Consider the following 24,063-nt stretch of genomic DNA (forward strand, 5'->3'; position numbering starts at 1 on the left):
TTATCGATGCGGTATTTTTTTGGCGAGTTCGTTAACGAAACGCCAGGCTCGCCACGCTCGCAAGCCGCCTTTGATCAAAGCAGAAATGCCGCGCTGCCGCACGATGGCCAGACTTAACACGCCCGCTACCAGTACGGCATGCCCGCGCACAAAGCTCACCATCCGCCACGCACCGTCGGCCACTTGAAACGCCGGCCGCAAATTGACCGCGATGTCCGCCAACTGTTCGCGCTGCGCGCTGATATTGTCACGCAGCAACTGACGGCGTGCCAGCATCACCTGTCTGCGTTTAGTCATGCGTACCATCCAGCTGTTCGCGATCGACCGCGAGTTCTGCCAGCGTGACCGAAAACAAGGTGCTTTTTCTGCGCGAAATGCACAACAGCTTATTCGCCAGCAGCACACCCGTGACCACAAACAGCGCACTGAGTCCGCCCAGCACCGCCAGACGATAGGTATCCCAAAACAGCACAACGACAAACGTCGTCAGCAACAGGATGCCCATCCCAAAACAAAACAGCGCGGTGAAAAAATAAAGGAGCATCTGCTCCAACTGCAGACGCTCCTCATATAATTCATTTGCAAGCAACGCAAGCCTGGTTGACGCAACCGACGTCAGCGTGGACAACAACCGCCTGACTGACCCCAGCAGACCTGAGTTAACTGCTGACATTACCGGCCGCGCGAGATCAGCATGCCCACCACAAGCCCCACACCGGCAGCAATACCCACCGCACGCCATGGATTCTCATGCACATATTCATCCGTAGCACGCGCCGCCTCGCGGGTTTTTTCCAGCATCGCTTCTTCAGCATCCGCCAGACGTCCCTTTGCCGCGCTCAAACTATCCTGAATGCGCTCACGAGCCGCACTGACTTTTTCTCCCGCCTGACCTGCTGTCGCGCGGAGCAACTCTTCGGCATCAGACACCACCAATTGCAAGTCCTGCATCAATTTTTCCTTGCTGATGTCGTTTGTGCCCGATAAATTTTGACTCATGATGCTCTCCTGAACGGTTTAGTTGATGAATAAAATCTCTGCCACCTTTTTAATCTAATGCCGGCATCCCGTCAACCGGTATTGACTAAAAATGGCAATGCACCACATGGCTTTCCGAAATATTCACCGCCGGCGGATAGTGTGCCCGGCAAATATCCTGAACAGCAGGGCAGCGCGGGGCAAAATGGCAACCTGCGGGCGGGTTCGCCGGCGATGGCAAATCCCCTGCCAGACGGATATATTCGCGCGCCGCGCCATCGATACGCGGCACAGCCGACAGCAAGGCCTGCGTATAGGGGTGAGCCGGATGAGTCAACACATCGTCCGTGCTGCCGCGCTCAACGATGCGCCCCAGATACATCACACAAACCTCATGCGCAAGGTACGCGACCACGGCCAGATTGTGCGTGATAAACAAATAGGAAAGATCCAATTCCAGTTGCAGCGACTTGAGCAAATTCAAGATTTGCGCCTGCACCGACACGTCAAGCGCACTGGTCGGCTCATCGCAAATCAGCAATCCGGGCGATACGGCAAGCGCACGGGCGATTGCGATGCGCTGGCGCTGACCGCCGGAAAACTCGTGCGGATAACGCCATTTGGCGGCACGTTCCAGCCCCACCTTATCAAGCAATCCGTCAATGTGCACCTGACGCGCCGCGCTATTACCCCCCACTTTGAGCGCACTCATCCCCTCTTCGAGGATTTCCGCCACGCGCATCTTGGGATTGAGCGACGCGTAAGGGTCCTGAAACACCATCTGCATCGATGCGCGCTGCCCCCTCACCCGCTCACGCCCGTCGAACACGACACGGCCTGCCGTGGACGGAATCAATTGCAACAAGGCCTTGCCCAGCGTCGTCTTGCCGCACCCCGATTCGCCCACGATGGCGAGCGTTTTTCCTTTAGCTATCGAAAGCGAGACGCCATCCACGGCTTTGACCTGCCCCACGACTCGCTGCAAAATTCCCTTGCGGATCGGGAAGTGAACGTGTAAATCCGAGACTTCTAGGATCGATGCCTGAGGCGTGAGGATAGCGTTGAATCTCGCGGCCGCCTTTGAGGTTTTTTCCTCAAACCTCAATCCGCGATCTTCAATCCTGTCTTTCTGCTCCTCAATCCTGTTATATAGGTGGCAGCGCACACCTTGACCCTGATTGACAATTGTCCATTCAGGTGTTTTTTCGCGGCACAGCTCCCAAGCCCGATCGCAGCGCGGCGCAAAGCGGCAGCCCTGAACAATCGATCCCATGGGCGGCACGCTGCCGGCAATCGCCGCCAGCGCCTGATCGCGCAATCCTGCCTGCGGCAGAGCGGCAAACAGTTTTTGGGTGTAAGGGTGCAGCGGGCGGGCGAATAATTCCTGACGAGAGGCCTGCTCGGCTATCTGGCCTGCATACATGACGCCTACGCGATGCGCGGTTTCGGCCACCACACCCAAATCGTGCGTGATCAGCAACATCGCCATGCCTGTCGCCGCTTGCGTGTCGCGCAACAGTTGCAGCACCTGAGCCTGTATCGTCACATCGAGCGCCGTGGTCGGCTCATCGGCGACCAGCAAGCGCGGTTTGCCTGCCAGCGCCATCGCGATCATCACACGCTGCTTCATGCCGCCTGACAACTGGAACGGATATTCATGGACGCGCCGCGCCGCATCAGGAATCCCGACCCCGTCCAGCAACTCGACACAGCGCTGCTGTGCCAGAGCGCCCGACAACCCTTGATGCAAGGCCAGCACCTCAACGATCTGCGCCCCCACCGTCATCACAGGATTGAGACTCAGTCCCGGCTCCTGAAAAATCATCGCCATCGATCCGCCGCGAATGCCGCGCATCTCACGCTCCGGCAAGTCAAACAAAGCCGCCTCACCCAGCACGACGTCCCCTGACAGGTTGGCGACCCCGTCAGGCAGCAGCCGCATCAGGGAGAGCGCCGTCATCGACTTGCCGCAGCCGGATTCCCCGAGCAGCGCAAAGGTCTCGCCGGCCGCTATCTCAAACGAAATCCCGTCCACGATGGCAAGCCCGCTGGCGAGCCCCGTAACCAGATGATTGACTTTAAGCAGGCTCATGAACGGTTTAACCTCGGATCGAAGGCATCGCGCACGGCATCCGCGAACAAGTTGGCGGAGAGCACCAACGCCAGCATAAAGCCGAAGGCGGCAGCCAGCGCCCACCACACCATCGGCTCTCGCGCCATCTCAAGCCTCGCGCCGTTGATCATGGTACCGAAACTGATCATCGAGGGATCGACCCCCACGCCGACATAGGACAACACTGCTTCGGCGAGCACCAGCCCTGAAAAATCCATCACCAGCGCAATCAAAATGATGTGCATCACGTTCGGGATAATGTGGCGCGACAAGATGCGCATCGATGACACGCCAAAGGATTGCGCCGCCTGTATATATTCCATCTCGCGCAGTTTCAAAGTCTCGCCGCGCAGCAAACGGCACAGTCCGGTCCAGCTCGTCATGCCCAGTATCAAACACAAAAACACCAGCCGTAAATCGGCGCGCGAGGCGGCGGTATCAAACCAGTTAGGATGCGTATCTATCGTCACCTGCATCATCAACACCGCAGCAGCAATCAACAGCACGCTGGGAATCGAGCTCAGCACCGTATAGATATACTGGATCACATCATCCACCCAGCCGCGAAAATAGCCGGCGGCCACCCCCAAAAACAGCGCCAGCGGCAAAGTCACCAACGTCGTCACCGTGCCGATGATCAGCCCCGTGCGGATACTTTTTAGCGACAGATACAGCACATCTTGCCCTACCTTATCGGTGCCCAGCACATGATAGACAGCCGCTAAATTCGCGGTCATGCCGATCAGTGCGGCCAAAATCACCACGGTCACAAAGATCGCGCGCCGCGCCCTAAACCCCAGTAGCACGCCCGCTAACACGCCCGCTAGCGCACCTGTCAGCGCACGCCTGGCGACATCCGCACCGGAGGCCTCGGGCAAATGCGCGCCGCCATATTTGAGTCTGGGATAGGCGCGCACCACGCGCCCCTGAGCGTCAGTGGTACTTTCCTTCGCATACAGCGCAACGGCCAGCGGCGCCGAATACGTTTTTTCGGTGTGCAGGCGCAGCGGTTCTGCCAGCTTGTCGAACACGCTCAACACTTCGGGCGAATACGCCCCGTTCAACGCGACGCGGTAGTGCAAGGTGTCGAGCAATCCCACCAGCACGAACAGGGACAACACCAGCAAGGAACACATCGCTACAGCGCTCTTGCCGACCCGCCGCCAGGGCAGCAACAGATGTTCATGGCAGCGGATATGCCAAAATGCAGCCCCGCACGCACCCAGCAGCAAAAAGACCAGCGCATCGCTCCACAGGATTACCGGCATCATGACAAGCGCACCCTGGGATCCACCATCGTGTAGGAAATATCGGTGAGTATCAGCCCTGCGATATACAGCAAGGAACCTAAAAACACCATCGCGCGCACCACCGAAAAATCCTGCGCGTTGATCGCATCGATCGTATAGCTGCCAAGACCCGGAATACCGAAGAATGATTCAGTGAGCAAGCTGCCCATGAACAACAGGGGAATCACCACGACCACACCGGTCAGGATCGGAATCATCGCGTTTTTGAGCACATGGGTAAACAACACCCGCAGTTCGGACAAGCCTTTAGCGCGCGCAGTACGCACGTAATCACGACCGATTTCCTCTAAAAATATCGTGCGATACCAGCGACTGGAAGACCCTATTCCGCCAATCACACCGATGATCACAGGCAGCACGACGAACTTAAATCCGCCATCGCCGTAGCCTGAGATCGGCACCAGATGCCAGAGTTTGCTCACCAGAAACTGGCCGCCGATAATGTAAAACAATCCGGATATCGACATCAGCACGACGCACAGTGCAACCCCGGCGATATCGAGGGCGGTGGCGCGAAACAAGGTCATCAGCAAGGCGAAACTGACATAACAGGCAAGGCCAATCATAAAAGTCGGCAAGGCGATCGCCAGACTCGGCCCCATCCGCGTGGCGATTTCATGCGAGATACTGCGCCCGTCATCAGAATAGCCAAAATCCAGCACAAACATACTGGCTGATTTGTGCCAGAAAATTGTATCGGTCAATTGCCCGGCACCGGCAGCCTGGCTATTGACCAGCAAGGGCTTATCGTACCCCTTCTGCACCTTCCACTTCTCGATCGCCTCGGGTGTCACGCGCTTAATCCCAAGTTGCATACGCGCCATGTCGTCCGGCGTATTCACGACAAAAAACAGCGCGAAGGTGAGCAGATTCACCCCGATCAGAATCGGGACGGCATAGAGTAGGCGGCGAATGAGATAGGCTATCATGAGTGCGCTATTGTACGGATAAACCAGCCCCGGCCAAACAGTCTGCCCTTCTTGTCGAGATGTGAATAGAAAAATGGCATCTAAGCGTACTACCTGCTGCGCGCTTCTTTTTTCTGCAGCACCTGCCACAGCCAGAGTCCCGACAGCAGGATCAGCCCCAGCGCCGACCATAGCGGCCAGCGTGAAGGATGATTCCAGCGGGCGCGCAGCTCATCGCGCAGACTTGCCTCAACCCGCCAGTATTTGAGCTTGTTGTTCGCCATGACGCTGGGTTTGACGTTATGCAGCCAGCCGTGTTGCAACACGTAGTTCTTCGGATGATAGCCCCACAGCCAGGGCGAATCGCGGCGCAAAATTTCCAGCATCTGATCGATGATCACCTGCCGCGCCGGACTGTTCTCCATATTTTTCATTTGCAGGAACAAACGGTCATAGTCAGGATTGCTGTAATTGGCCGCATTCTCGCCCGCATGGCTCACCTTGCCCTGCGGCCCATGCAGCAAAAACAGGAAATTCTCAGGATCGGGATAATCGGCATTCCAGCCGAAATAAAACATCTGCGTGTCGCCACGGCGAATTTTGTCCTGAAAACGGTTGTAATCGGTGCTGCGCACCACCAGCTGCACATTAAGCTTGTCGAACTGTTTGCGCATCCAGTCCAGGCGCGACTTGTTGCCGACGCCGGTCGCGGTGGTGTCCAGATTGATCACCAGCGGCTGATGCGTGTTGATATCCACCCCGTCCGGATAGCCGGCTTCAGCTAATAGACGCCGGGCTTCAGCAATCGGCTTTCTCACAGGCTGCCCACCCACCCAGTCGTACACGAACTTATTCATGCCCGCCTCCCCTTCACGGTAACCGAAGATACCCGGCGGAATGGGAGATTGCGCAGAAACCCCCCGTCCGTTGGCAAAGATGGAAACAAATTCCTCAAAATCCACCGCGATCGCAATCGCCTGCCTTAACTTACGGGCCCGCTCTGAACTCCCCCCCACCACAGGATCGAGCCAGTTAAAACCGGTATACATCGTCGAGGTGGCAACCGAGGTAGAGAGCGTGATGCCCTGCTCGCGCATTTCATCCGACACGCTGGCGTCGCCGCCGACACTGACCTGCACCGCCTGATCAAAACTATCCGAACTGATGCCGGAGGCATCGAAATAGCCCTGTAAAAACTTGTTCCAGTAAGGAATCGTCTCCTTTTCCAGCGTAAAGACCACTCGATCGATCAGCGGCAAATGCTTGCCCGCATCCACCAGCAGTCCGGCCTTGGCATCAGACGCTTCACCCTCTGCCGGATAGCGTTCGCTGTCGAAATAAGGATTTTTAGACAGCACCATGCGCCGGTTCGGATTATTCTCAGACAGGTAATAGGGTCCGCTCCCCACCGGCCACCAGTCAAGCGACAGATTGCGCTCGCGCATCCCCGCCTGCGCATAAAAGCGCTCGGCTTCAGGCGGCATCGGGGCGAAAAATGGCATAGCCAGCCAATAGGCGAACTGCGGGTATTTGCCGTGTATCGTAATGCGGTAGGTGGTGTCATCGACCACTTCGGCGCCAGTCAGGGGATAAGCTGACAGATCGAGAAAAGCTGCGGGCTGCTTCTGCACCACCTGCTGCAAGGTGTCCGCATACGCTTTCAAGCCGACGATGTACTCGCTCATCACGCCGTAAATCGGCAAATGCAGCTGCGGACTCGCCAGCCTTTTGATCTGATTCACATAATCAGCGGCATTCACCACACGCGTTCCGCTGTGCGCAAAATCGGCCGGCGCGTGTACGTCGTGCAGCTCAGCGAGCGTCAAATGCTCGTACTCCAAACGACCATCATTGGTGCGTGCAAAGGCCGGATGCGGTTGATAACGCATGCCGGGCTTGATGTGAATTTCATAAACGCTGTAAGCGATTTTTTCCGCTGGCGCATCATCCGGCAGCGAGCGATGCTGCGTATCCTGATAGGTAACGGTCGGCATTAAACTTGCCGCCTGCGGCACCAGCTGGTACGGCCGCTTCAGATAGTGATATTGCAGCGGCGGCGCGTAAATATTGCTGATGAACTCATATTCGTTCTCGCTGTAAGCCTGTGCAGGATCGAGATGTTTAGGGCGCTCGGTGAATGCGGTATAAAGAATGGACTGCCCCGCCTCCGATGCAGGATAGGGATTATTCCACTCATCGCATGCGCTAAGCAGTAGAAGCAACAAGATTCCGGCAAGAGATTTCATGGCGCGAGAGTGTAGCCGAACGCGGCAGTCATTGCCATCTAACAAAAATACCAGTAGAGTACGATCCTCACAACTACGAGGAGTCCTGTCATGGCCATCTCAAGTGTAAGCATCAATCCGCCCTCCAGCGGTCAAATCAGCAGCCCGATCAGTCAGATCTTCAGCAATCAGGCCACGCCTGTTACCGACAGAGCTAAATCCAGCGCTGATACACCGCCCTCGACGATCGTGACCTTGTCCGCACAGGCGCAAAAATTAAGCCAGACTCAAACACAGACCAACGAAAACAGCCTGACTTACAGCGTGCAGAAGTCATCAACTGATCAAGACAACGACAGCGATAACAGCTCAACCGGCAACGTAAAAGCGGTTCCTAAAGAAGCGAATGAAGCGATAGGCATTCAGTTCATAGCGGGCGAATTCAAGGGCGGTCGGATCAGCACCTACGCCTGATGAACGATGCGGGCCATAATTTGCCGCACAAGGTATTTGTATAATCCGGTAGCTTATGAGCGCGAGTTTCGACATTTCTGAAGATACGCACGAGCTAAATGCCGAACGCGAGGCGCATGCCGGTACGCGGGCGCGTTTAAAACTTCTGGAACGCACGCTACTGCATTTCGTGCCGCGCGACATCATCGCCTTTCTTGGAAAAAACAGCCTGATCGATGTGGAACTGGGCGACCAGATCGAAAAAAACATGTCCGTCGTATTCACCGACATACGCGATTTCACATCGCTGTCGGAGAGTATGACACCGCAACAAACCTTCAGCATGATCAATTCCTATTTGTCAGTGATGAACCCGGTGATCAGTGCGCACCGCGGCATCATCGACAAATACATGGGTGATGCAATCATGGCCCTGTTCCCGACCACCGCCGACGATGCATTGGCATCGGGGCTGTCGATGCTGGCGCGCCTTGACGAATACAATGCAGGACGCGAACGCGCGGCCTATGCCCCGATCCGCATCGGTATCGGCATCAATACCGGCGTACTGATGCTCGGCGTCATCGGCGGCGGCAACCGTATGGAAGGAACGGTTTTAGGTCATACGGTCAATCTCGCGTCCCGATTGCAAACGCTGACTAAAACTTATGGTGCGCCGCTGCTGATCAGCGAACACACCTTATACAGCCTGTCCGAACCCGAAAAATTTTTGGTGCGCCACTTAGGACGCGTGAAAGTCACCTACAACACCAACGCCGAATCGATCTATGAGGTGTTCAATCACGACGCGCCCAAAGTCAGGGAAGCAAAATCCAAAAGTTTGCAGAAGTTCGAAGAGGCGCTGGCCTTGTATCACACACGCTCAATCGCGCGCGCGCAACCGATGCTGGAAGACATCGTACGTGACAATCCCGACGATATCCCGGCCCGCGTTTATCTGCAGCGCTGCACCGATTACCTGTCAACCGGCCTGCATACGGGCTCGGAAGACTATACCGAAGATGAGACAGGCCTCCAACCCGATGTGGGGCATAGCGAAATCGACAGCCATCATCAGGACTTAATGAGCCTCATCAGCGCGCTACGCGAAGCGGTGATTAATCGTCATGACGGTGTGAACGAGCTGATTGCCACGCTAAAAATTAAAATCGAAGGGCATTTCGATTTCGAAGAGCAGCTGATGCACACCCATCACTATCCTTTCGCCGCCGACCATATCGCCCAACACCGCTCGTACAAGCACTTTTTTAACAAACTCAGCAATGAAATCCAAACAACGGGCTGCGATCCCTGGTATACAGGCTACCGCATCAAGCTGTTTTTGTCGGACTGGCTATTGAACCACGCAGACCGCGACGACCGTCATCTAGGCCGCTTCCTTAACGAACGCGCTGCGCTCACCCTGTCAGACATACAACAGGATTAAAGCGCGCAAGGCCGGTTACGTATACGCCCACCACACGAACACCATGCAATCTGACGGATCCACTATGACTATCGGCCACACAGACTCGCAGACCAACACAACGCTCTGCAACCTCAGCCAGCTTGCCACGCTGCGCGTATCAGGCAGCGATGCACACTCTTTTTTGCAAAATCTGCTAAGCAACGACATCCGCGAAGTCAGCGCAACCCAGGCACAGTACTCCAGCTTCAACACCGCCAAAGGCCGTATGCTGGCAAATTTTCTGATCTGGCGCGACGCCGATGATTACCTGCTGCAACTGCCGGAAACACTGGCTGATGCGCTACGCAAAAAACTCGGCATGTACGTGTTGCGCGCCCAAGTCAAAATCACCGATGCACGCCATGAGGTCGTCTCGCTAGGCCTGTCAGGTTGTCATCCCGCACTGCCCGCAACGTGCCTTGAACTACCGGTGATGGGCGTGATTGAATCGGCTGAATTAGCCTGCCGCATCATCAAAATCGGTGACGCGCGCTTCATGCTCAATTGCACGCCTGAACAGCAACCCATGCTATCGGCTGCACTCGACAGCCAAATGACCGGGAGCGACACCTGGGACTGGCTCAACATCCGCGCAGGCACCCCTGTGATTCTGCCCGCGACACAGGAACAGTTCGTGCCGCAAATGGTGAATTTCGACCTGATCGGCGGCATCAATTTCAAGAAAGGCTGCTATCCCGGACAGGAGATCGTCGCACGCATGCATTATCTGGGCAAGCCCAAACGCCGCATGTATCTGGCGCATGTTTTAAGCGCGGCGAATCCGGGCGATGAGTTATATAGCGAAGAGATGGCTGATCAGGCCTGCGGCATGATCGTCAATGCAGCTCCCGCGCCTACAGGTGGCTTTGACGTGCTGGCCGTGGTACAAATGACGAGCCGCGAGGCGCATCCGGTTCACTTGCATTCATTGCAAGGACCTCTCCTCACATTTGAAAGTCTGCCCTACCCGCTGCCATGAACCTGCCAGCGACGCTATTCACCGGCGATAGCCTGTTGCTGGCCAACTATGCCTTTGCCTTTTTACTGTACCGGGCGGTGCGCTGTGCACCCTGGCAAATCCTGTTGAAAAATCAGGACATGTTTAACGCATTGATCGGGCTTATTTTTTGCACTGCCGCTTTCTGGCAAATGAGCGCAGGCATCCGTCCGGGCTTTAATTTCCACCTGATCGGCGCGACCCTGTTCCTGCTGATGTTCGGCTGGCCGATTGCGCTGATTGCGCTCACCCTGATCATGACTGGCAGCTGGCTGTATTCGGGACAGGAAATCGCGACACTGGGCATCAACGGGCTGCTGATGCTGGCCGTACCCATGCTGTTTGGCGAGGCGCTGCTGCGCTTTTGTCAGCGCTACTTGCCGAAAAACTTATTCCTGTTTGTGCTGTTAAACGGGTTTGCCTGCGCGGCATTGGCGAGCATGCTGATGATGGCGAGCACGACACTGGTATTGCTGGCGCTCACCCACTACACCTGGCCGGAAATACAGTATCACTACCTGATTCCCGCACCGATCCTCATCTTCGCAGAAGCGTTTGCCACCGGCGCCGTGATCACCGCCTTTACGGTCTCTCGACCGGAAGCTGTGATGAATTTCAGCGTAGCCGACTATTTAACGGGCAAGTAGTTTGAGTCGCATTTTGATGTGAGGCAAGCCCGCATCCATAAACGCAGCCCCTTCCTCGACAAACTCAAAGCCGTGATAGAACGGCACTGCATAGGTCTGCGCATCGACATCCACCTGAGGATAATCGTGTGCACGCGCGTAGTCGAGTAACGCTTCCACAATGGCGGTTCCAACCTTCTGTTTGCGCCATTTCGGCAGCACCGCGATACGCCCGATGTGACCGTCCGATATCATACGGCCGCAGCCGATCGCCTCGCCCTGCGCGCTCAACACCAGCGCATGGCGGCAATGCTCATCTGCACCGTCCCACTCCAACTCAGGCGCAATTCCCTGCTCATGAATAAACACCGCCTCACGGACGGATTTGAGCAGGGGTTCGCCATCGTGCCAGCAAATCAGACTTACACTAAAAGGATTGCTCATGAGGCTCTTTCTGATCAGTCATTCGACAATTTCAACCGGCGTACCTGCCGGCACCAGATCATATAATTCAACTAAATCCGCGTTACGCATTCTGATACAACCGTGGGAACGTGCCTCGCCCATCGGTTCGGTATCGGGCGTGCCATGTATATAAATATAGCGGCGCATGGTATCGTTTTTACCCAAACGATTGAAGCCGGCTTCACAACCGGATAGCCACAGGATGCGCGTCAAAATCCAGTCGCGCAACGGATACTGCGCGCCCAGCGCCTCGCTGTAAATTTCACCGGTCGGACGGCGCCGTACAAAGACTGCATTTTCCGGGCAATCCGTACCAATTTTGGCACGTATGATGTGGCGACCTCGCGGCGTGCAGTAACTGCCCGATAACTCGCCCGCCCCCTTTAATGCCGTGGAAACCGGATAGCGGCGCAGCACCTGTTCTGCATCCCCCCGCAATTCAAGCTGCTGAGTTTTGATGTATATGCTTATTTTCATTTATTTTTTTCTGCTCACGGCGCAGGGAAAAAAATCGGCTCAAGGTCGCGCCGCACGCCTCAGCCAGTACCCCGCCCGCGACTTCCGTGTGGTGATTCAAGCGCTGCTCGGCAAACAGATCGAGCAAACTGCCGCAGACCCCCGTCTTGAAATCCGATGCACCGTACACCAACCGCCGGATACGCGCATGCATGATCGCGCCCGCACACATCACGCAAGGCTCCAGCGTGACGAATAACTCGCAACCTACCAGACGATAATTACCAAGATATTGCGCCGCTGCGCGCAAGGCCTGCATCTCGGCATGCGCCGACGGATCATGGAGCGAGATCGGCGCGTTATATCCCCGACCTATAATCTGCCCATCCTTCACAACCACAGCGCCCACCGGCACTTCACCGGCGGCTTCCGCCAGCGCAGCTTGGGCCAGCGCCTCAAACATGTAATCCGTATCTATCATGGTATAAGCAAATGAATCACCGGGATTTTTCAGCGGCAATTGAAATAAAAACGCTGCCAAGTATAACCACAGTGACGCACAGCGGCCAAAAAACATTGCGCTGATCCAAAAACCCCGTTCCAGACTCACTTCAATATTGATGCTCACAATGCTGTCAAAATAGTCGAACTGTGATAGAATTACGGCAGACAAAATCCACGAGCAACAAATCATGCCAAATAGCATCAAAAAAATGCTCATCGTTGACGACAGCCGACTCTCCCGACTGATGATCCGCACTTTCATTCTGGCAAAGCGCCCGCAATGGCTGATCATTGAAGCGACGAGCGGCGATGAAGCGCTCCAAATGGTCGAACACGACCTGCCTGATTTCATCAGTATGGATATCAACATGCCCGGCATGCTGGGTACAGATGCGGCAGAGCAAATTCTCGACAAACATCCTGAAATTCGCATCGCCATTTTCTCGGCCAACATTCAAGAGACACAACAAACGCGCGCCATAGAACTGGGCGCTCGCTTCGTGTCCAAGCCGGTTACTGAAAAAACCGTCTTGCAAGCACTCGATCACTTCGAAGGTGCGGTGTGATTTCTTTATCTGAATTGCACACGGATGCCCTTTGCGAGATTTTCAATATCGGTGCAGGCCGCGCAGCTTCCAGCCTGAGCGAAATCATCGGCGAGGAAGTTCAGCTATCCGTACCGCACGTACAGATTTTCCCCTCCTCTGAAATTCAAGCCCAGAAGTTGCCGCTGGACAGCGCGCGCGTCGGTGCCGTCAGACAGCACTTCAGCGGACCGTTTGATGCGATAGCGATGCTGCTGTTCACAGAAGAACGCGCACTGGAGATCGTACGCGACATGATGGGATCGCACGTCAGCCTCGCAGAATTAGCGGAGTTTGAACAAGATGCCATGTGCGAACTGGGCAACATTATATTGAACGCCTGCCTGTCTGCGATGGCCGATCTGCTCGGTCTGACGCTGCAAAGCACACTGCCGCAATATACCGTCGATTCGCCCGAAACCCTGCTGCAAAACATCACCGGTGAGATCGACCAGCCCGTTATGATGGCCTTACACATCGATTTGACGATCGAAATGCGCCAAACACAAGGCTGTCTGGTTTTTCTGCTCAGCACCTCGTCGCTGAAAGAATTCCTCTCTCATATTGACGCTTTCATCACCGGCATCTAAATACGCATGAACCCCGCCACTCACGTCCAAAATTTAGTTTGGAATTCGATCTGGAATGCAATCAATTTAGGCTTGATTCTGATTGATAACCAAGGCGTCGTCGTGATATGGAACGACTGGGTGTCTGAGCACAGCGGCATCACTGAGAAACAGGCCGTTGGTCAAACGCTGGAATCGCTGTTTACTGATGGCTTAGGCGCCTCATTCAAAACTGCGATGCAAAATGCACTGACCTACAAATTACCCGTCGTGCTGTCCAGTGTACTACACCGCTCGCCGCTACCACTCTACCCGTTGCCTTGTACGAGGCAAAAACAGCAGGCCCGCATCCATCAATCGGTCAGCCTCACACCGATCATCACACCCGATGGCGCGCACCAGTGCTTGATTCAGATCACCGACACCAGTGTGTCGTTTACCCGCGAACACATGCTCAAATCGCACTCTAAACAACTGAGTATCGATGCGACAACGGATGGCCTGACCGGTGCCTACAACCGACGCTACTTTAACGAGCGCTTCAAGGCGGAATTTGGCCGCGTCAACCGTCAGGGAACGCCACTTGCACTGCTGATGCTGGACATCGACTGTTTTAAAGACTACAACGACTTCTATGGCCACCCCGCAGGCGACCGCGTACTAATTCGTATTGTCGAGCGGATAAAGTCACAGCTCAACCGGACGACCGATGTCGTGACCCGCTATGGCGGTGAAGAATTCGCCATCCTGCTGCCTGACTGCGAACTGGAAGGTGCGCGTGCAGTTGCCCAAAAGATACAGCATGCCATACTGACATTAAATATTCCTCACGCAAAATCGAACGTTGCCGATCATGTAACACTGAGCATAGGCATAGCCACACACTCGGTTAACAGCAGTTGCGACGCGAATTTTCTGCTCAATACCGCGGACACAGCACTGTATACAGCTAAACACGAGGGGCGCAACTGCATCAGATACCTGCTGACCAGCGAAAAAATCAGCCTGGACGCAGCCTGTCTTGTTGACCTCGGAGACTGAGACGCTTCGTTTAAAGTTTACAATTCAATTTACCAATGGCAACATTTTTTGAAAGTTGAATCATGACACACGATTTCACGCTCCCCGCGACCAGCGGGACAACCTTCACCCCTGCCGCCGCACTAGGCAAGAATCTGGTTCTGTTCTTCTACCCTAAGGACAACACGCCGGGTTGCACGACCGAAGCGCAGCAATTTCGCGATTTACATGAGCAATTCAAGCAAACAAATTGCATCGTTGCCGGCATCTCTCGCGACAGCCTAAAATCTCATGAGAATTTCAAGGCTAAATTCTCCCTGCCTTTTGAACTGCTGTCCGATGCCGATGAAACCGTGTGCAATCTGTTCGGCGTGATAAAGCTAAAAAACATGTACGGCAAGCAGGTACGCGGCATCGAACGCAGCACGTTCGTGTTCGACAGTCAGGGGATGCTGCGCCATGAATGGCGCGGACTCAAAGCCGACGGGCACGCACAGGAAGTTTTGGATTTCGTCGCAACGCTCAACTAAGGAAATATCATGCCGAAGCTCAAAAAAGCGGTATCCGATACCAAGCTGTTTGTTCTGGACACCAACGTATTGCTGCACGATCCGACCAGCCTGTACCGTTTCGAGGAACACGACATCTGCCTGCCGATGTTTGTACTGGAAGAGTTAGACAACAAGAAAAAGGGCATGACCGAAGTGGCGCGCAATGCACGCCAGGTGAGCCGTTTCCTCGATGAAATCGTCAACGATGCGCCGCGCAACATCGACGAGGGCATCGCGCTGCAAACTGATATGCACAAAAACAGCACCGGACGGCTGTTTTTGCAAACCAGCTTCATCAGGCAGGAGCTGCCGCACAATCTGGAACTAGGCAAAGCCGACAACGCAATTTTAGGCGTGGTGATCGGCCTGCAGCACCAGCATCCGACGCGCTCGGTGATTTTAGTCAGCAAAGACATCAACATGCGCATTAAGGCGCGCGCGCTGGGGCTCGAAGCGCAGGACTACTTCAACGACAAGGTGCTCGAAGACACCGACCTGTTGTATAGCGGCGTGCTGGAATTGCCCGGCGATTTCTGGGATACCCACGGACGCGACATGAAGTCGTGGATCAAGGACGGGCATACCTATTATCAAATCAGCGGCCCGCTATGCGGCGCGCTCTTCATCAACCAGTTCGTTTACAAGGAAGACGATGCGCCGTTTTACGCAATCGTACTCGAACAGAATGAAAACACGGCACTACTGCGCACCCTCACCGACTACACCAGCACCAAGCACAACGTCTGGGGCATCGTCGCGCGCAACCGCGAACAGAATTTCGTGCTCAATTTGCTGCTCGATCCTGAAATCGACTTCGTGACCCTGCTGGGTCAGGCGGGCACAGGCAAAACGCTACTGACGCTGGCGGCAGGTCTGATGCAGACGCTGGAAACAAAGCTGTATTCTGAAATCATCATCACCCGCGTGACCGTGCCGGTCGGCGAAGATATCGGCTTTTTACCCGGCACCGAAGAAGAAAAAATGACGCCGTGGATGGGTGCACTGGACGACAATCTCGACGTGCTCAACAAGAACGACGAAGAAGCGGGCGACTGGGGAAAAGCTGCGACGCGCGATTTGATCCGCTCGCGGATCAAGGTTAAATCGCTCAATTTCATGCGCGGCCGCACCTTCCTGAACAAATACATCATCATCGACGAGTCGCAGAATCTCACCCCAAAGCAGATGAAGACACTGATCACGCGCGCGGGCCCCGGCACCAAAGTCGTGTGCATGGGTAACATCGCACAAATCGACACCCCTTATCTGTCCGAAGGCAGTTCAGGCCTGACCTATGTGGTGGACCGCTTCAAAGGCTGGGAGCATGGCGGTCACATCACCCTGCTCAGAGGCGAGCGCTCGCGTCTTGCGGATCATGCAGGCGAGGTTTTGTGAGCGGAACCGTCCAAAAATCAGACGACGAGTGGCGCGCGACGCTCACCCCCGAACAATACCAGGTGTGTCGCCAGTGCGGGACCGAACCGCCCTTTACCGGGGCCTACTGGGATTGCCATGATGCAGGCGTTTACCGTTGCGCCTGTTGCGCCTATCCTCTTTTCGACTCATCAACGAAATTCGATTCAGGATCAGGCTGGCCCAGTTTCTGGCAGCCGCTTGCAACCGGCAATGTCGCTGTCGCGCCTGATACCAGCCACGGCATGCGGCGCGATGAAGTAAAATGCGCGCATTGCGGCGCACATCTGGGCCACGTTTTTCCCGATGGCCCCGAGCCCACCGGATTACGCTACTGCATTAACTCCGCCTCACTGACCCTAGACAGACCCTAAACCATGAAACTGCTGTTCGATCTTTTTCCCGTCATCCTGTTTTTTATCGCCTTCAAATTTCAGGGTATCTTTGTCGCCACGGCCATTGCCATCGTCGCGACCATTGCCCAAATCATCTGGACTAAATACAAACACGGCAAAGTCGATGCGATGCTATGGGTGAGCTTTGCCATCGTCGGCGTGTTCGGCGGCGCCACTTTGCTGCTGCATGACGAGACCTTCATCAAATTCAAACCCAGCGTGCTGTACTGGCTGTTTTCGGTGATCCTGCTAGGATCGAACCTGTTCTTCAAAAAAAACCTGATGCGCGCCCTGCTCTCCGAAAAAATGGCGCTCCCCGTGCGCGTGTGGGATCGCCTGAACCTGAGCTGGAGCCTGTTTTTTGCGGTGCTAGGCTTCATCAACCTGTATGTCGCATTCAATTATTCGACCGACACCTGGGTCAATTTCAAACTGTTCGGCTTCACCGGCATGATGCTGGTGTTTATCATCGCTCAAAGCGCCTGGCTCGCTAAATATATCGATGAAAAAAAGGAGTCCAACTGATGTGGTATGCCATCACCGGAACCGATGTACCTGACAGCCTGGCGGCGCGCATCACATCACGCCCCGCTCATGTCGCGCGCTTGCAAGCGCTGCAAGCTCAGGGCCGGCTGCTGCTGGCCGGCCCCTTCCCTGCCGTCGATGCGGAAGACCCGGGGAGCGCCGGTTTTACCGGCAGCCTGATCGTGGCTGAATTCGCCTCCCTATTGGATGCGCAAACCTGGGCGGACGCTGACCCCTATGTCAGCGGCGGCGTCTACCGTGACGTCTCGGTGCGCCCGTTCAGAAAGACGCTACCCGCATGAATCGCATCGAAAAAATGAAAGATCGACTGGCTGCACTCAATCCGACCTTCGTGAATATCGTCGATGAAAGCCATAAGCATGCAGGGCATGCGGGCGCACAAAACGGTGCCGGTCATTATTTGTTACAAATTGTTGCGGAGCAGTTTACGGGGAAGGGTACGTTAGCCCGCCATCGTATGATATATTCCGCGCTGGGCGAGATGATGAAGGATGACATTCATGCACTCAACATACAGGCGAATACCCCGAACGAAATTTGATTATCCATTTGAATTCTTCTCTCAAGGACTAACTATGTTAAAAACAAAGCAATTTGCAACGCTGGCCATCCTGGCGGCTCTGGCAATCAACCCGGCTTTTGCCGAAGACAAATCCGCTGCCGTCGTCAACAAAGTTGCGATCAGTCAGGAACGCGTTGAAATGAACGTAAAAAGTGCGCTCGCACAGGGTCAGGCTGACACACCGGAATTGCGCAAAGCGATTTTGGATGACTTGATCAACCGTGAAGTGATGGCGCAAGCCGCAACGGCGAGTGGACTGGATAAATCAGCTGATGTCGTTCAGCAAATCAATCTTGCCAAACAAACCGTGCTGATCAATGCATTTGTGCAGGAACAGCTGAAGAAAAATCCAGTCACCGATGCACAGTTACAGGCCGGCTACGAAACGCTGAAATCCAAGCTAGGCGACAAGGAATACAGCGCCCGTCACATTCTGGTTGCAACCGAAGCCGAAGCACGCAACCTCATCGCGCAACTGGGCAAGAAGGCTAAATTTGAAAAGCTCGCTGAAAAATCCAAAGACACCGGTTCTGCTGAACGCGGCGGTGCTTTAGGCTGGACCGTACCGAAGAACTTTGTTGAACCGTTCGCTAATGCGCTGCTGAATCTGAAAAAGGGTGAGTACACTAAAGATCCAGTCCAAACTCAGTTCGGCTGGCACGTCATCAAACTGGATGATATGCGCGCACTGAAGGTTCCCTCGTTTGATGAAATCAAGCCACAATTGCTGCAACGCCTGCAACAGCAAGCAATCCAGAAGATCATTACCGATCTGCGCGCAGCAGCCAAAATAGACTAACTATTTGCCTGTCCGCTGCAAAAACGGGACACCTTCGGGTGTCCTTTTTGTTGTGTGTCGCGTTTGAATCACAGGACCAGAGGCAACCTGGCCGAAATATCTAGACAATAAGGCATATTGACCGCCCCCCTCACCGCAACTACTCTGCCCAAGAAAGCCCAAAACGCTTACCAACTTCACTTAAGGAGTCATCATGGCCGTTTTTGCATCTGCTTACACCGCAACCATGCAGGCCGAGGGCGGCTATGTGAACGATGCGGACGACCCCGGCGGGGAAACCTATAAAGGCATCGCGCGCAAACTCAATTCAAAATGGGATGGCTGGTTGACCATCGACTGTGCTAAACAGGAAAGCACCTTCCCAGCCAATCTAGATCGCATCGCTGAGTTACAAGACAAAATCAAAGCCTTCTACAAGATCAACTACTGGGACAAATTACGCGGCGACGAGATGAGCGAGCAGCGCATCGCCGAATCTATCTTCGACTTTGCCGTCAATGCCGGCACTTACACCAGCGCAAAACTTACCCAGCTCACCGTAGACGAAAAACCGGATGGCATCATCGGCCCTGAGACACTCAAAAAAATAAATTCCGTAGATCCCGTCACTTTTTTGGCGATGTTTGCACTGCAAAAGATCACCCGTTATATCCGCATCTGCGAACAGCGTCCGGACAGCAAAAAATATTTTTTGGCTGGGTAAAACGCACTCTGGAAGGAGTAGGATCATGAACCACGACACCCCCCCGAAAATTGCAGCAACCCCAGCGCCGGAGGAAATAGCAAACGAACTCGTCAAGGCGGAAATCCGGCACACAGCCCGTCAAAGCGCGCCTGCCAACGAAAGCGAGGCTGACAGGCGCAACCGTGAAGGCGAACAATCCGGCTGGCTGGCAGCGAACGTCAACGCGCTGCTCGCTTTCGCAATCATACTGCTGACTTTCTGGATGTACTGGTATATCGTTTTCAGCGGCGATGAAAAGGGCAGCATTTTGGCTCAGCGCCCTGAGATGAAGGACATCATCATTTACATCTTAGGCGCACTCACCACCGTTGCCACGCAAGTCGTGTCCTACTACTTCGGTTCGAGCTCAGGCAGCGCCGACAAAAGCCGCGCACTGAGCACAATCGCCAAACGACGATAAATGCAACACTCAAATATTGCGGTGCTTTTTGATTAAATCGTGGGCCAGCTGAATTTCTTTGGCCTGCTCGGTGGCCATCGCGACCATATCGGCCGGCATCCCCTGACCGATCAGTTTATCAGGATGATACTGGCTCATCAGACGTCGATAAGCGCGTTTGATCTCCGCATCGGTACTCTCAGGCGTGACGCCCAGCGCCTTGTAGGCATCCGCCAGCGCATCGGCAGGACTGGCCGCGCCCGCGCCGAAATGAGACTGGTTCAGCACCATGTCCAATATCTGTCTAAATGCTGCCTGATCGTAACCCAGCTTGCCGGCAATCTCGCTGAGCAGCGCTTCTTCCGCAGGATGAAAATGCCCGTCGGCCAGCGCCATCACAATTAAGTACACCAGCAACACCTGCTTGAGATTTTTGGTACTCCCGCAGATCATCATGAACCGCTTACAGGCAGCATCAATCTCGAAAGCGGGATCCGCGCCCTGCTTGAACCAGGCAATGGCCTGCTTGCGATGTTCGGCCGTCATGCCCAGCTTTTGCATGAATTCCTCGACGTGAGTGATTTCATCCTGCGTCACCACGCCGTCAGCCTTGGCAAGTTTCCCCATCAAGACGAATACGGTTTCCAGAAACACGCCCTGACGCAGCGCATTTTGCAGCGGATTCATGGCACCCAGCCCATAAGATTTCAGGCGGTCGAAGAAAGAGCCGACAAACAGGCCCAGCAGTGCGCCGAAAAAGCCGAAAAAATAAAATCCCGCAACAAAACCGATAAACTTGAACAAGACAAACTCCAAAGTAATTGAACCTGTGGCCGCTATTATACGATGCGAAATCGCACGTTGCGTTTTATGCGCCAAGCTGTTTTTTGGACGCGCATGTTAAAATCAGCCGTAATTACATTTCGCAAGACCGCCATGACGATTCCAGCTCAGTTCGAACGCACCCAAATCCTGATCGGCAATGAAGGTATCGACAGGCTTGCCCGCTGTCACGTTTTCGTAGCCGGCATGGGCGGCGTGGGTTCATACTGCACCGAAGCGCTGGCGCGTGCCGGGATAGGACGACTGACCCTGCTCGATCACGACGTGGTGGTGACCAGCAACATCAATCGCCAGCTGCCCGCCCTGCTCTCCACCGTAGGACAGTCCAAAGCTGAACTGATGCGCGCGCGTATTGCCGACATCAACCCCGACTGTCAGGTGACCCTGCTCAAAATATTTCTGACCATCGACAATGTCAAAGAATTGCTGCCGCCCGATTGCGATTATGTGATCGACTGCATCGACTCCTTGTCCTGCAAGGTCGCGCTGGTGGCGGAAAGTTATGCTCAGGATCTGAAAATCGCCTCCAGCATGGGGGCTGGCAACCGGCTGGATCCATCCTGCATTAAACTTGCCGATATCAGCCAGACCGAGATGTGCCCGCTGGCCCGCCAAATGAGAAAACTGCTGCTCAAACACCACAACATACGCCGTGGCATCCTGACCGTTTACTCGGACGAACATCCGAGCCAGCCCTTGCCGCCCCAGCCGACCTCACAGGGCCGGCCTCGCGCGGTCAACGGCACCATCAGCCATATGCCGCCGCTGTTCGGCTATATGCTGGCCGGCGCCGTCATTAAAAACCTGCTGGATGAATAAGGTCGATCAGGCCAAGAAAGCTCATCGCATGCGCTTGCCAGCGACTCACTCAAATTGCATAAGCGCAACAAAGACTACCGGCACAGGGATGAATCCGAAATAACTAATATTTTTGACACTAAAATACAACGAACTACAGCGGCCTGATGTATTATGGTGCGCCTTTTTATTCCCAGAAGATTCATGAGGTTGATAGCCTCGCTAAGCTGCTGCAAATCGACCTTCTGACTTCGCATTAAAGAGGACGACAGACACCCTTGCGGCGCGGATCAATTTCATTAAATACATTTCGATGCACTCCAAAATTTTTCTCAGCGCAATCACTACCTGGCTCATACTGGCATTTTCGCTCCTTTTTTCAGGCTTAGTCTGGTACTGGACTGATCAGCTTGTGTTACAGCGTGCAAACGATCGCTTTGCATTCCAAAGTCAGGATATCAAGCAGAACATTATTGATCGTATGGATGATTATCAGAGCATCTTGCGCGGCGGGGTCGCCTTATTCAAAGCGTCAAAATCCGTTGAGCATCATGAATGGAAAAGTTATGTAGAAGGTCTGAATATCCAAAAGTATTTCCCAGGCATACAAGGACTAGGATTTGCACAGGTTATCACCCCCGGGGCGCTCGCCCGCCATGAAGCATTGATAAGATCACAGGGGGTCGCTGATTACCGTGGCACAACGCTGGATCGACGTCCCCTCAATACCGCTATCATTTATTTAGAACCGCTCGACTGGCGCAATCAACGCGCCATTGGCTATGATATGTTTTCAGAACCCGTGCGACGCGAAGCAATGGAACGCGCTCGCGATACTGGGGATGCCTCACTGTCCGGCAAGGTGACGCTCGTTCAGGAAACCAATCACAATGTGCAAAATGGTTTTTTAATCTACCAGCCGGTTTACCGTCAGGGCGCCAGCGTCACGAGCGTTGAGGAACGGCGTGCCGCTCTCGAAGGTTATGTATATAGCCCGTTTCGTATCGATGATTTGATGCAAGGTCTGCTGAGGAGTTCGCTAACTTACGTTGATTTTCACCTGTATGACACGGCAAAGCCGAGCCCGGCAAGCCTGCTCTATGCCTATAAATCCAAAGAAGATCATTTTGCTTATCCGGCAACGACGGCGCTCTACGACAAAACCTTGGAGCTGGATATCGACGGCCGGGTCTGGACACTTTATGTGCACACATTGCCAGGCTATATTCCGGCCGCTGAAGCGAATCTTCCCATTGCGCTAGGCACAGTAAGTGTGGCGTTTTCAATTTTGCTATTTTTCTACTTACGCTCACTATCACATCAGTATCAGCAATCGCTTCAACTGACGAATAAAATTGCAAGTGAATTGCACAATAGCGAGGAAGGTGCCCATGCGCTGCTTGAATATGCGCCCGATACCGTTATTGTCATTGACGAGTCGGGGATCATTCAGACCTGCAATCCGGCGGGTGAACAGCTGAGCGGCTGGCAAGCCGATGAAATTATCGGGAAAAATGTCAATTCTCTGATCCCCAGCCCGCATCGGGAGGCACACGACAGTTATCTTGCGCGCTATTTGGAAAGTGGTGAGGGGCACATCATTGGAATTGGCCGGGATGTAGAACTGCTGCATAAAGACGGCACACTTATACCGGTTAATTTGCGCATTGGGGTACAGCGCATGAGCAACGGCCAGTGCCGTTTCATCGGATTTTTACGTGATCTCACCGAGCGCGTGAAAATCGACAAGGCACTTAAAGATCGTGATCTGCTATTTACAAGCATGATAAATGCATCAACCGACGGTTTACTGATCGCAGATCAAACAGGGAAACTGCTTGAAGCGAATGACGCCTATTGCAAATACTCCGGATACAGCCATGAAGCGCTGCTCAAAATGAATATCCGCGATCTAGAATCTATCGAATCTTCCGATAAAGTCAGCCTGCACATGGAAATTGTCAACGGCAAGGGCTCTGACCTATTTGAAGCAAACCACAGGGCTCAGGACGGACATTTACTTGATTTTGAAGTAAGCATGACGTATACGAATCAAACTGAACAGCCCAGATACTTGTCGTTTTACCGGGATATCACGGATCGAAAACGCTATCAAGACAACCTTAGCAATCAAAATTTAAAACTGGAAGCACTGGTTGACGCACGCACGACTGAACTACAACAACAGGCTGCCGAGTTACGCACGCAATATGCATTTCTTGAGAAAGCCAATCGAATTATGGTTGGCCGCGAGCTGGACATGATTGCGCTTAAGCAACAGGTAAACGAATTAGCCGTACAGCTAGGTGAGCCTGCGCGCTATAACTTATCTTTCCTCGATAAGACAGACATATAA

General features: G+C 54.2%; 29 protein-coding genes. 18 read left to right on the top strand and 11 right to left on the bottom strand.

Translation table 11 applies throughout. From position 1 onward, the window contains the following. The 7 genes from GALF_RS11000 to GALF_RS11030 all read right to left on the bottom strand — a co-directional run bounded on the left by GALF_RS11000 (position 1) and on the right by GALF_RS11030 (position 7,555). The gene (locus tag GALF_RS11000) at positions 1 to 297 is read right to left on the bottom strand and encodes a YqjK-like family protein (RefSeq protein ID WP_013294138.1); all 297 of its coding nucleotides are present in this window, start codon (positions 295 to 297) and stop codon (positions 1 to 3) included. Then, complete coding sequence (locus tag GALF_RS11005; protein WP_013294139.1) at positions 290 to 673, bottom strand: phage holin family protein; 384 nt, start codon at positions 671 to 673, stop codon at positions 290 to 292. The genes GALF_RS11000 and GALF_RS11005 overlap by 8 nt, the downstream gene beginning before the upstream one ends. Continuing rightward, on the bottom strand, positions 673 to 999 hold the full coding sequence (locus tag GALF_RS11010) for a DUF883 family protein (protein ID WP_013294140.1): 327 nt from the start codon (positions 997 to 999) through the stop codon (positions 673 to 675). Before GALF_RS11010 ends, GALF_RS11005 begins: the two co-directional genes overlap by 1 nt. Before the next feature lie 85 nt (positions 1,000 to 1,084). Continuing rightward, complete coding sequence (locus GALF_RS11015; RefSeq protein WP_013294141.1) at positions 1,085 to 3,070, bottom strand: ABC transporter ATP-binding protein; 1,986 nt, start codon at positions 3,068 to 3,070, stop codon at positions 1,085 to 1,087. After that, a complete protein-coding gene (locus GALF_RS11020) occupies positions 3,067 to 4,362 on the bottom strand; it encodes an ABC transporter permease (RefSeq protein WP_013294142.1) in 1,296 nt (431 codons plus the stop codon). Before GALF_RS11020 ends, GALF_RS11015 begins: the two co-directional genes overlap by 4 nt. Continuing rightward, positions 4,359 to 5,330: an ABC transporter permease gene (locus GALF_RS11025; protein WP_013294143.1), complete on the bottom strand. Its 972-nt coding sequence runs from the start codon at positions 5,328 to 5,330 to the stop codon at positions 4,359 to 4,361. Before GALF_RS11025 ends, GALF_RS11020 begins: the two co-directional genes overlap by 4 nt. Before the next feature lie 89 nt (positions 5,331 to 5,419). Further along, positions 5,420 to 7,555: an ABC transporter substrate-binding protein gene (locus GALF_RS11030; protein ID WP_013294144.1), complete on the bottom strand. Its 2,136-nt coding sequence runs from the start codon at positions 7,553 to 7,555 to the stop codon at positions 5,420 to 5,422. Between the two features lie 90 nt (positions 7,556 to 7,645). On the opposite strand from GALF_RS11030, the gene GALF_RS11035 reads away from it, so the two are divergent. From GALF_RS11035 to GALF_RS11050, 4 genes are all read left to right on the top strand, one after another. Next, positions 7,646 to 8,008: a hypothetical protein gene (locus tag GALF_RS11035; RefSeq protein WP_013294145.1), complete on the top strand. Its 363-nt coding sequence runs from the start codon at positions 7,646 to 7,648 to the stop codon at positions 8,006 to 8,008. A 55-nt stretch (positions 8,009 to 8,063) separates the two neighbouring features. Next, on the top strand, positions 8,064 to 9,434 hold the full coding sequence (locus GALF_RS15085; protein WP_013294146.1) for a hemerythrin domain-containing protein: 1,371 nt from the start codon (positions 8,064 to 8,066) through the stop codon (positions 9,432 to 9,434). Between the two features lie 64 nt (positions 9,435 to 9,498). Continuing rightward, positions 9,499 to 10,434 carry a CAF17-like 4Fe-4S cluster assembly/insertion protein YgfZ gene (gene ygfZ, locus GALF_RS11045; RefSeq protein ID WP_013294147.1) on the top strand — a complete coding sequence of 312 codons (936 nt, stop codon included), beginning with the start codon at positions 9,499 to 9,501 and terminating at the stop codon, positions 10,432 to 10,434. Then, entirely contained in the window at positions 10,431 to 11,099 is a 669-nt protein-coding gene (locus tag GALF_RS11050) for an energy-coupling factor ABC transporter permease (protein WP_013294148.1), read from the top strand. Before ygfZ ends, GALF_RS11050 begins: the two co-directional genes overlap by 4 nt. Here the strand turns inward: GALF_RS11050 and GALF_RS11055 are convergent. The 3 genes from GALF_RS11055 to tadA are packed head-to-tail and all read right to left on the bottom strand — an operon-like array spanning position 11,085 to position 12,480. Beyond that, positions 11,085 to 11,522, bottom strand: a complete 438-nt coding sequence (locus tag GALF_RS11055; RefSeq protein ID WP_013294149.1) for a GNAT family N-acetyltransferase — start codon at positions 11,520 to 11,522, stop codon at positions 11,085 to 11,087. The two genes, GALF_RS11050 and GALF_RS11055, sit on opposite strands and share 15 nt — an antisense overlap. Positions 11,523 to 11,540: 18 nt before the next feature. Beyond that, entirely contained in the window at positions 11,541 to 12,020 is a 480-nt protein-coding gene (locus tag GALF_RS11060; protein ID WP_013294150.1) for a L,D-transpeptidase, read from the bottom strand. Further along, positions 11,983 to 12,480, bottom strand: a complete 498-nt coding sequence (gene tadA, locus GALF_RS11065; RefSeq protein WP_041938474.1) for a tRNA adenosine(34) deaminase TadA — start codon at positions 12,478 to 12,480, stop codon at positions 11,983 to 11,985. The genes GALF_RS11060 and tadA overlap by 38 nt, the downstream gene beginning before the upstream one ends. 211 nt (positions 12,481 to 12,691) lie before the next feature. Here tadA and GALF_RS11070 point away from each other — a divergent pair, with 211 nt between their 5' ends. The 12 genes from GALF_RS11070 to GALF_RS11125 all read left to right on the top strand — a co-directional run bounded on the left by GALF_RS11070 (position 12,692) and on the right by GALF_RS11125 (position 20,087). After that, a complete protein-coding gene (locus tag GALF_RS11070) occupies positions 12,692 to 13,069 on the top strand; it encodes a response regulator transcription factor (RefSeq protein WP_041938070.1) in 378 nt (125 codons plus the stop codon). After that, on the top strand, positions 13,066 to 13,677 hold the full coding sequence (locus GALF_RS11075; protein WP_013294153.1) for a chemotaxis protein CheX: 612 nt from the start codon (positions 13,066 to 13,068) through the stop codon (positions 13,675 to 13,677). The genes GALF_RS11070 and GALF_RS11075 overlap by 4 nt, the downstream gene beginning before the upstream one ends. 6 nt (positions 13,678 to 13,683) lie before the next feature. Next, entirely contained in the window at positions 13,684 to 14,697 is a 1,014-nt protein-coding gene (locus tag GALF_RS11080; protein ID WP_013294154.1) for a sensor domain-containing diguanylate cyclase, read from the top strand. A gap of 62 nt (positions 14,698 to 14,759) precedes the next feature. Continuing rightward, positions 14,760 to 15,206 (top strand): peroxiredoxin, encoded by a 447-nt coding sequence (locus tag GALF_RS11085; protein WP_013294155.1) that lies wholly within the window; start codon positions 14,760 to 14,762, stop codon positions 15,204 to 15,206. A 9-nt stretch (positions 15,207 to 15,215) separates the two neighbouring features. Then, on the top strand, positions 15,216 to 16,622 hold the full coding sequence (locus GALF_RS11090) for a PhoH family protein (protein WP_013294156.1): 1,407 nt from the start codon (positions 15,216 to 15,218) through the stop codon (positions 16,620 to 16,622). Further along, complete coding sequence (msrB, locus tag GALF_RS11095; protein ID WP_013294157.1) at positions 16,619 to 17,014, top strand: peptide-methionine (R)-S-oxide reductase MsrB; 396 nt, start codon at positions 16,619 to 16,621, stop codon at positions 17,012 to 17,014. Before GALF_RS11090 ends, msrB begins: the two co-directional genes overlap by 4 nt. Before the next feature lie 3 nt (positions 17,015 to 17,017). Beyond that, positions 17,018 to 17,560, top strand: a complete 543-nt coding sequence (locus GALF_RS11100) for a septation protein A (RefSeq protein ID WP_013294158.1) — start codon at positions 17,018 to 17,020, stop codon at positions 17,558 to 17,560. Next, positions 17,560 to 17,862, top strand: coding sequence for a YciI family protein (locus tag GALF_RS11105; RefSeq protein WP_013294159.1), 303 nt, complete (start codon positions 17,560 to 17,562; stop codon positions 17,860 to 17,862). Before GALF_RS11100 ends, GALF_RS11105 begins: the two co-directional genes overlap by 1 nt. Further along, positions 17,859 to 18,122, top strand: coding sequence for a BolA family protein (locus GALF_RS11110; protein ID WP_013294160.1), 264 nt, complete (start codon positions 17,859 to 17,861; stop codon positions 18,120 to 18,122). The genes GALF_RS11105 and GALF_RS11110 overlap by 4 nt, the downstream gene beginning before the upstream one ends. Positions 18,123 to 18,156: 34 nt before the next feature. Then, positions 18,157 to 18,942 carry a peptidylprolyl isomerase gene (locus GALF_RS11115; protein WP_013294161.1) on the top strand — a complete coding sequence of 262 codons (786 nt, stop codon included), beginning with the start codon at positions 18,157 to 18,159 and terminating at the stop codon, positions 18,940 to 18,942. A gap of 193 nt (positions 18,943 to 19,135) precedes the next feature. Continuing rightward, positions 19,136 to 19,645: a glycoside hydrolase family 108 protein gene (locus GALF_RS11120; protein ID WP_013294162.1), complete on the top strand. Its 510-nt coding sequence runs from the start codon at positions 19,136 to 19,138 to the stop codon at positions 19,643 to 19,645. Positions 19,646 to 19,670: 25 nt separating this feature from the next. Continuing rightward, entirely contained in the window at positions 19,671 to 20,087 is a 417-nt protein-coding gene (locus tag GALF_RS11125; protein ID WP_013294163.1) for a hypothetical protein, read from the top strand. A gap of 9 nt (positions 20,088 to 20,096) precedes the next feature. On the opposite strand, the gene djlA is transcribed toward GALF_RS11125, so the two are convergent. Next, entirely contained in the window at positions 20,097 to 20,870 is a 774-nt protein-coding gene (gene djlA / locus GALF_RS11130) for a co-chaperone DjlA (protein WP_013294164.1), read from the bottom strand. A 132-nt stretch (positions 20,871 to 21,002) separates the two neighbouring features. Between djlA and GALF_RS11135 the strand changes: the two genes are divergently transcribed. Together GALF_RS11135 and GALF_RS11140 are read left to right on the top strand one after the other, a co-directional pair. Beyond that, positions 21,003 to 21,728 (top strand): tRNA threonylcarbamoyladenosine dehydratase, encoded by a 726-nt coding sequence (locus tag GALF_RS11135; RefSeq protein ID WP_041938477.1) that lies wholly within the window; start codon positions 21,003 to 21,005, stop codon positions 21,726 to 21,728. A gap of 391 nt (positions 21,729 to 22,119) precedes the next feature. Continuing rightward, positions 22,120 to 24,063: a CHASE domain-containing protein gene (locus tag GALF_RS11140; RefSeq protein WP_190274077.1), complete on the top strand. Its 1,944-nt coding sequence runs from the start codon at positions 22,120 to 22,122 to the stop codon at positions 24,061 to 24,063.

The sequence above is a fragment of the Gallionella capsiferriformans ES-2 genome (assembly GCF_000145255.1).
GTDB lineage: Bacteria > Pseudomonadota > Gammaproteobacteria > Burkholderiales > Gallionellaceae > Gallionella > Gallionella capsiferriformans.

What these genes read in the sequence shown, in the direction of transcription:
- GALF_RS15085 (WP_013294146.1), top strand. Translation starts at nt 8,064, where the DNA reads ATGAGCGCGAGTTTCGACATTTCTGAAGATACGCACGAGCTAAATGCC.
- GALF_RS11135 (WP_041938477.1), top strand. Translation starts at nt 21,003, where the DNA reads ATGACGATTCCAGCTCAGTTCGAACGCACCCAAATCCTGATCGGCAAT.
- GALF_RS11090 (WP_013294156.1), top strand. Translation starts at nt 15,216, where the DNA reads ATGCCGAAGCTCAAAAAAGCGGTATCCGATACCAAGCTGTTTGTTCTG.
- GALF_RS11125 (WP_013294163.1), top strand. Translation starts at nt 19,671, where the DNA reads ATGAACCACGACACCCCCCCGAAAATTGCAGCAACCCCAGCGCCGGAG.
- GALF_RS11020 (WP_013294142.1), bottom strand. Translation starts at nt 4,362, where the DNA reads ATGATGCCGGTAATCCTGTGGAGCGATGCGCTGGTCTTTTTGCTGCTG.
- GALF_RS11100 (WP_013294158.1), top strand. Translation starts at nt 17,018, where the DNA reads ATGAAACTGCTGTTCGATCTTTTTCCCGTCATCCTGTTTTTTATCGCC.
- GALF_RS11000 (WP_013294138.1), bottom strand. Translation starts at nt 297, where the DNA reads ATGACTAAACGCAGACAGGTGATGCTGGCACGCCGTCAGTTGCTGCGT.
- GALF_RS11055 (WP_013294149.1), bottom strand. Translation starts at nt 11,522, where the DNA reads ATGAGCAATCCTTTTAGTGTAAGTCTGATTTGCTGGCACGATGGCGAA.
- GALF_RS11060 (WP_013294150.1), bottom strand. Translation starts at nt 12,020, where the DNA reads ATGAAAATAAGCATATACATCAAAACTCAGCAGCTTGAATTGCGGGGG.
- GALF_RS11005 (WP_013294139.1), bottom strand. Translation starts at nt 673, where the DNA reads ATGTCAGCAGTTAACTCAGGTCTGCTGGGGTCAGTCAGGCGGTTGTTG.
- GALF_RS11010 (WP_013294140.1), bottom strand. Translation starts at nt 999, where the DNA reads ATGAGTCAAAATTTATCGGGCACAAACGACATCAGCAAGGAAAAATTG.
- GALF_RS11030 (WP_013294144.1), bottom strand. Translation starts at nt 7,555, where the DNA reads ATGAAATCTCTTGCCGGAATCTTGTTGCTTCTACTGCTTAGCGCATGC.
- GALF_RS11025 (WP_013294143.1), bottom strand. Translation starts at nt 5,330, where the DNA reads ATGATAGCCTATCTCATTCGCCGCCTACTCTATGCCGTCCCGATTCTG.
- ygfZ (WP_013294147.1), top strand. Translation starts at nt 9,499, where the DNA reads ATGACTATCGGCCACACAGACTCGCAGACCAACACAACGCTCTGCAAC.
- GALF_RS11115 (WP_013294161.1), top strand. Translation starts at nt 18,157, where the DNA reads ATGTTAAAAACAAAGCAATTTGCAACGCTGGCCATCCTGGCGGCTCTG.
- GALF_RS11015 (WP_013294141.1), bottom strand. Translation starts at nt 3,070, where the DNA reads ATGAGCCTGCTTAAAGTCAATCATCTGGTTACGGGGCTCGCCAGCGGG.
- GALF_RS11035 (WP_013294145.1), top strand. Translation starts at nt 7,646, where the DNA reads ATGGCCATCTCAAGTGTAAGCATCAATCCGCCCTCCAGCGGTCAAATC.
- GALF_RS11120 (WP_013294162.1), top strand. Translation starts at nt 19,136, where the DNA reads ATGGCCGTTTTTGCATCTGCTTACACCGCAACCATGCAGGCCGAGGGC.
- GALF_RS11085 (WP_013294155.1), top strand. Translation starts at nt 14,760, where the DNA reads ATGACACACGATTTCACGCTCCCCGCGACCAGCGGGACAACCTTCACC.
- tadA (WP_041938474.1), bottom strand. Translation starts at nt 12,480, where the DNA reads ATGATAGATACGGATTACATGTTTGAGGCGCTGGCCCAAGCTGCGCTG.
- GALF_RS11110 (WP_013294160.1), top strand. Translation starts at nt 17,859, where the DNA reads ATGAATCGCATCGAAAAAATGAAAGATCGACTGGCTGCACTCAATCCG.
- GALF_RS11105 (WP_013294159.1), top strand. Translation starts at nt 17,560, where the DNA reads ATGTGGTATGCCATCACCGGAACCGATGTACCTGACAGCCTGGCGGCG.
- GALF_RS11070 (WP_041938070.1), top strand. Translation starts at nt 12,692, where the DNA reads ATGCCAAATAGCATCAAAAAAATGCTCATCGTTGACGACAGCCGACTC.
- GALF_RS11080 (WP_013294154.1), top strand. Translation starts at nt 13,684, where the DNA reads ATGAACCCCGCCACTCACGTCCAAAATTTAGTTTGGAATTCGATCTGG.
- GALF_RS11050 (WP_013294148.1), top strand. Translation starts at nt 10,431, where the DNA reads ATGAACCTGCCAGCGACGCTATTCACCGGCGATAGCCTGTTGCTGGCC.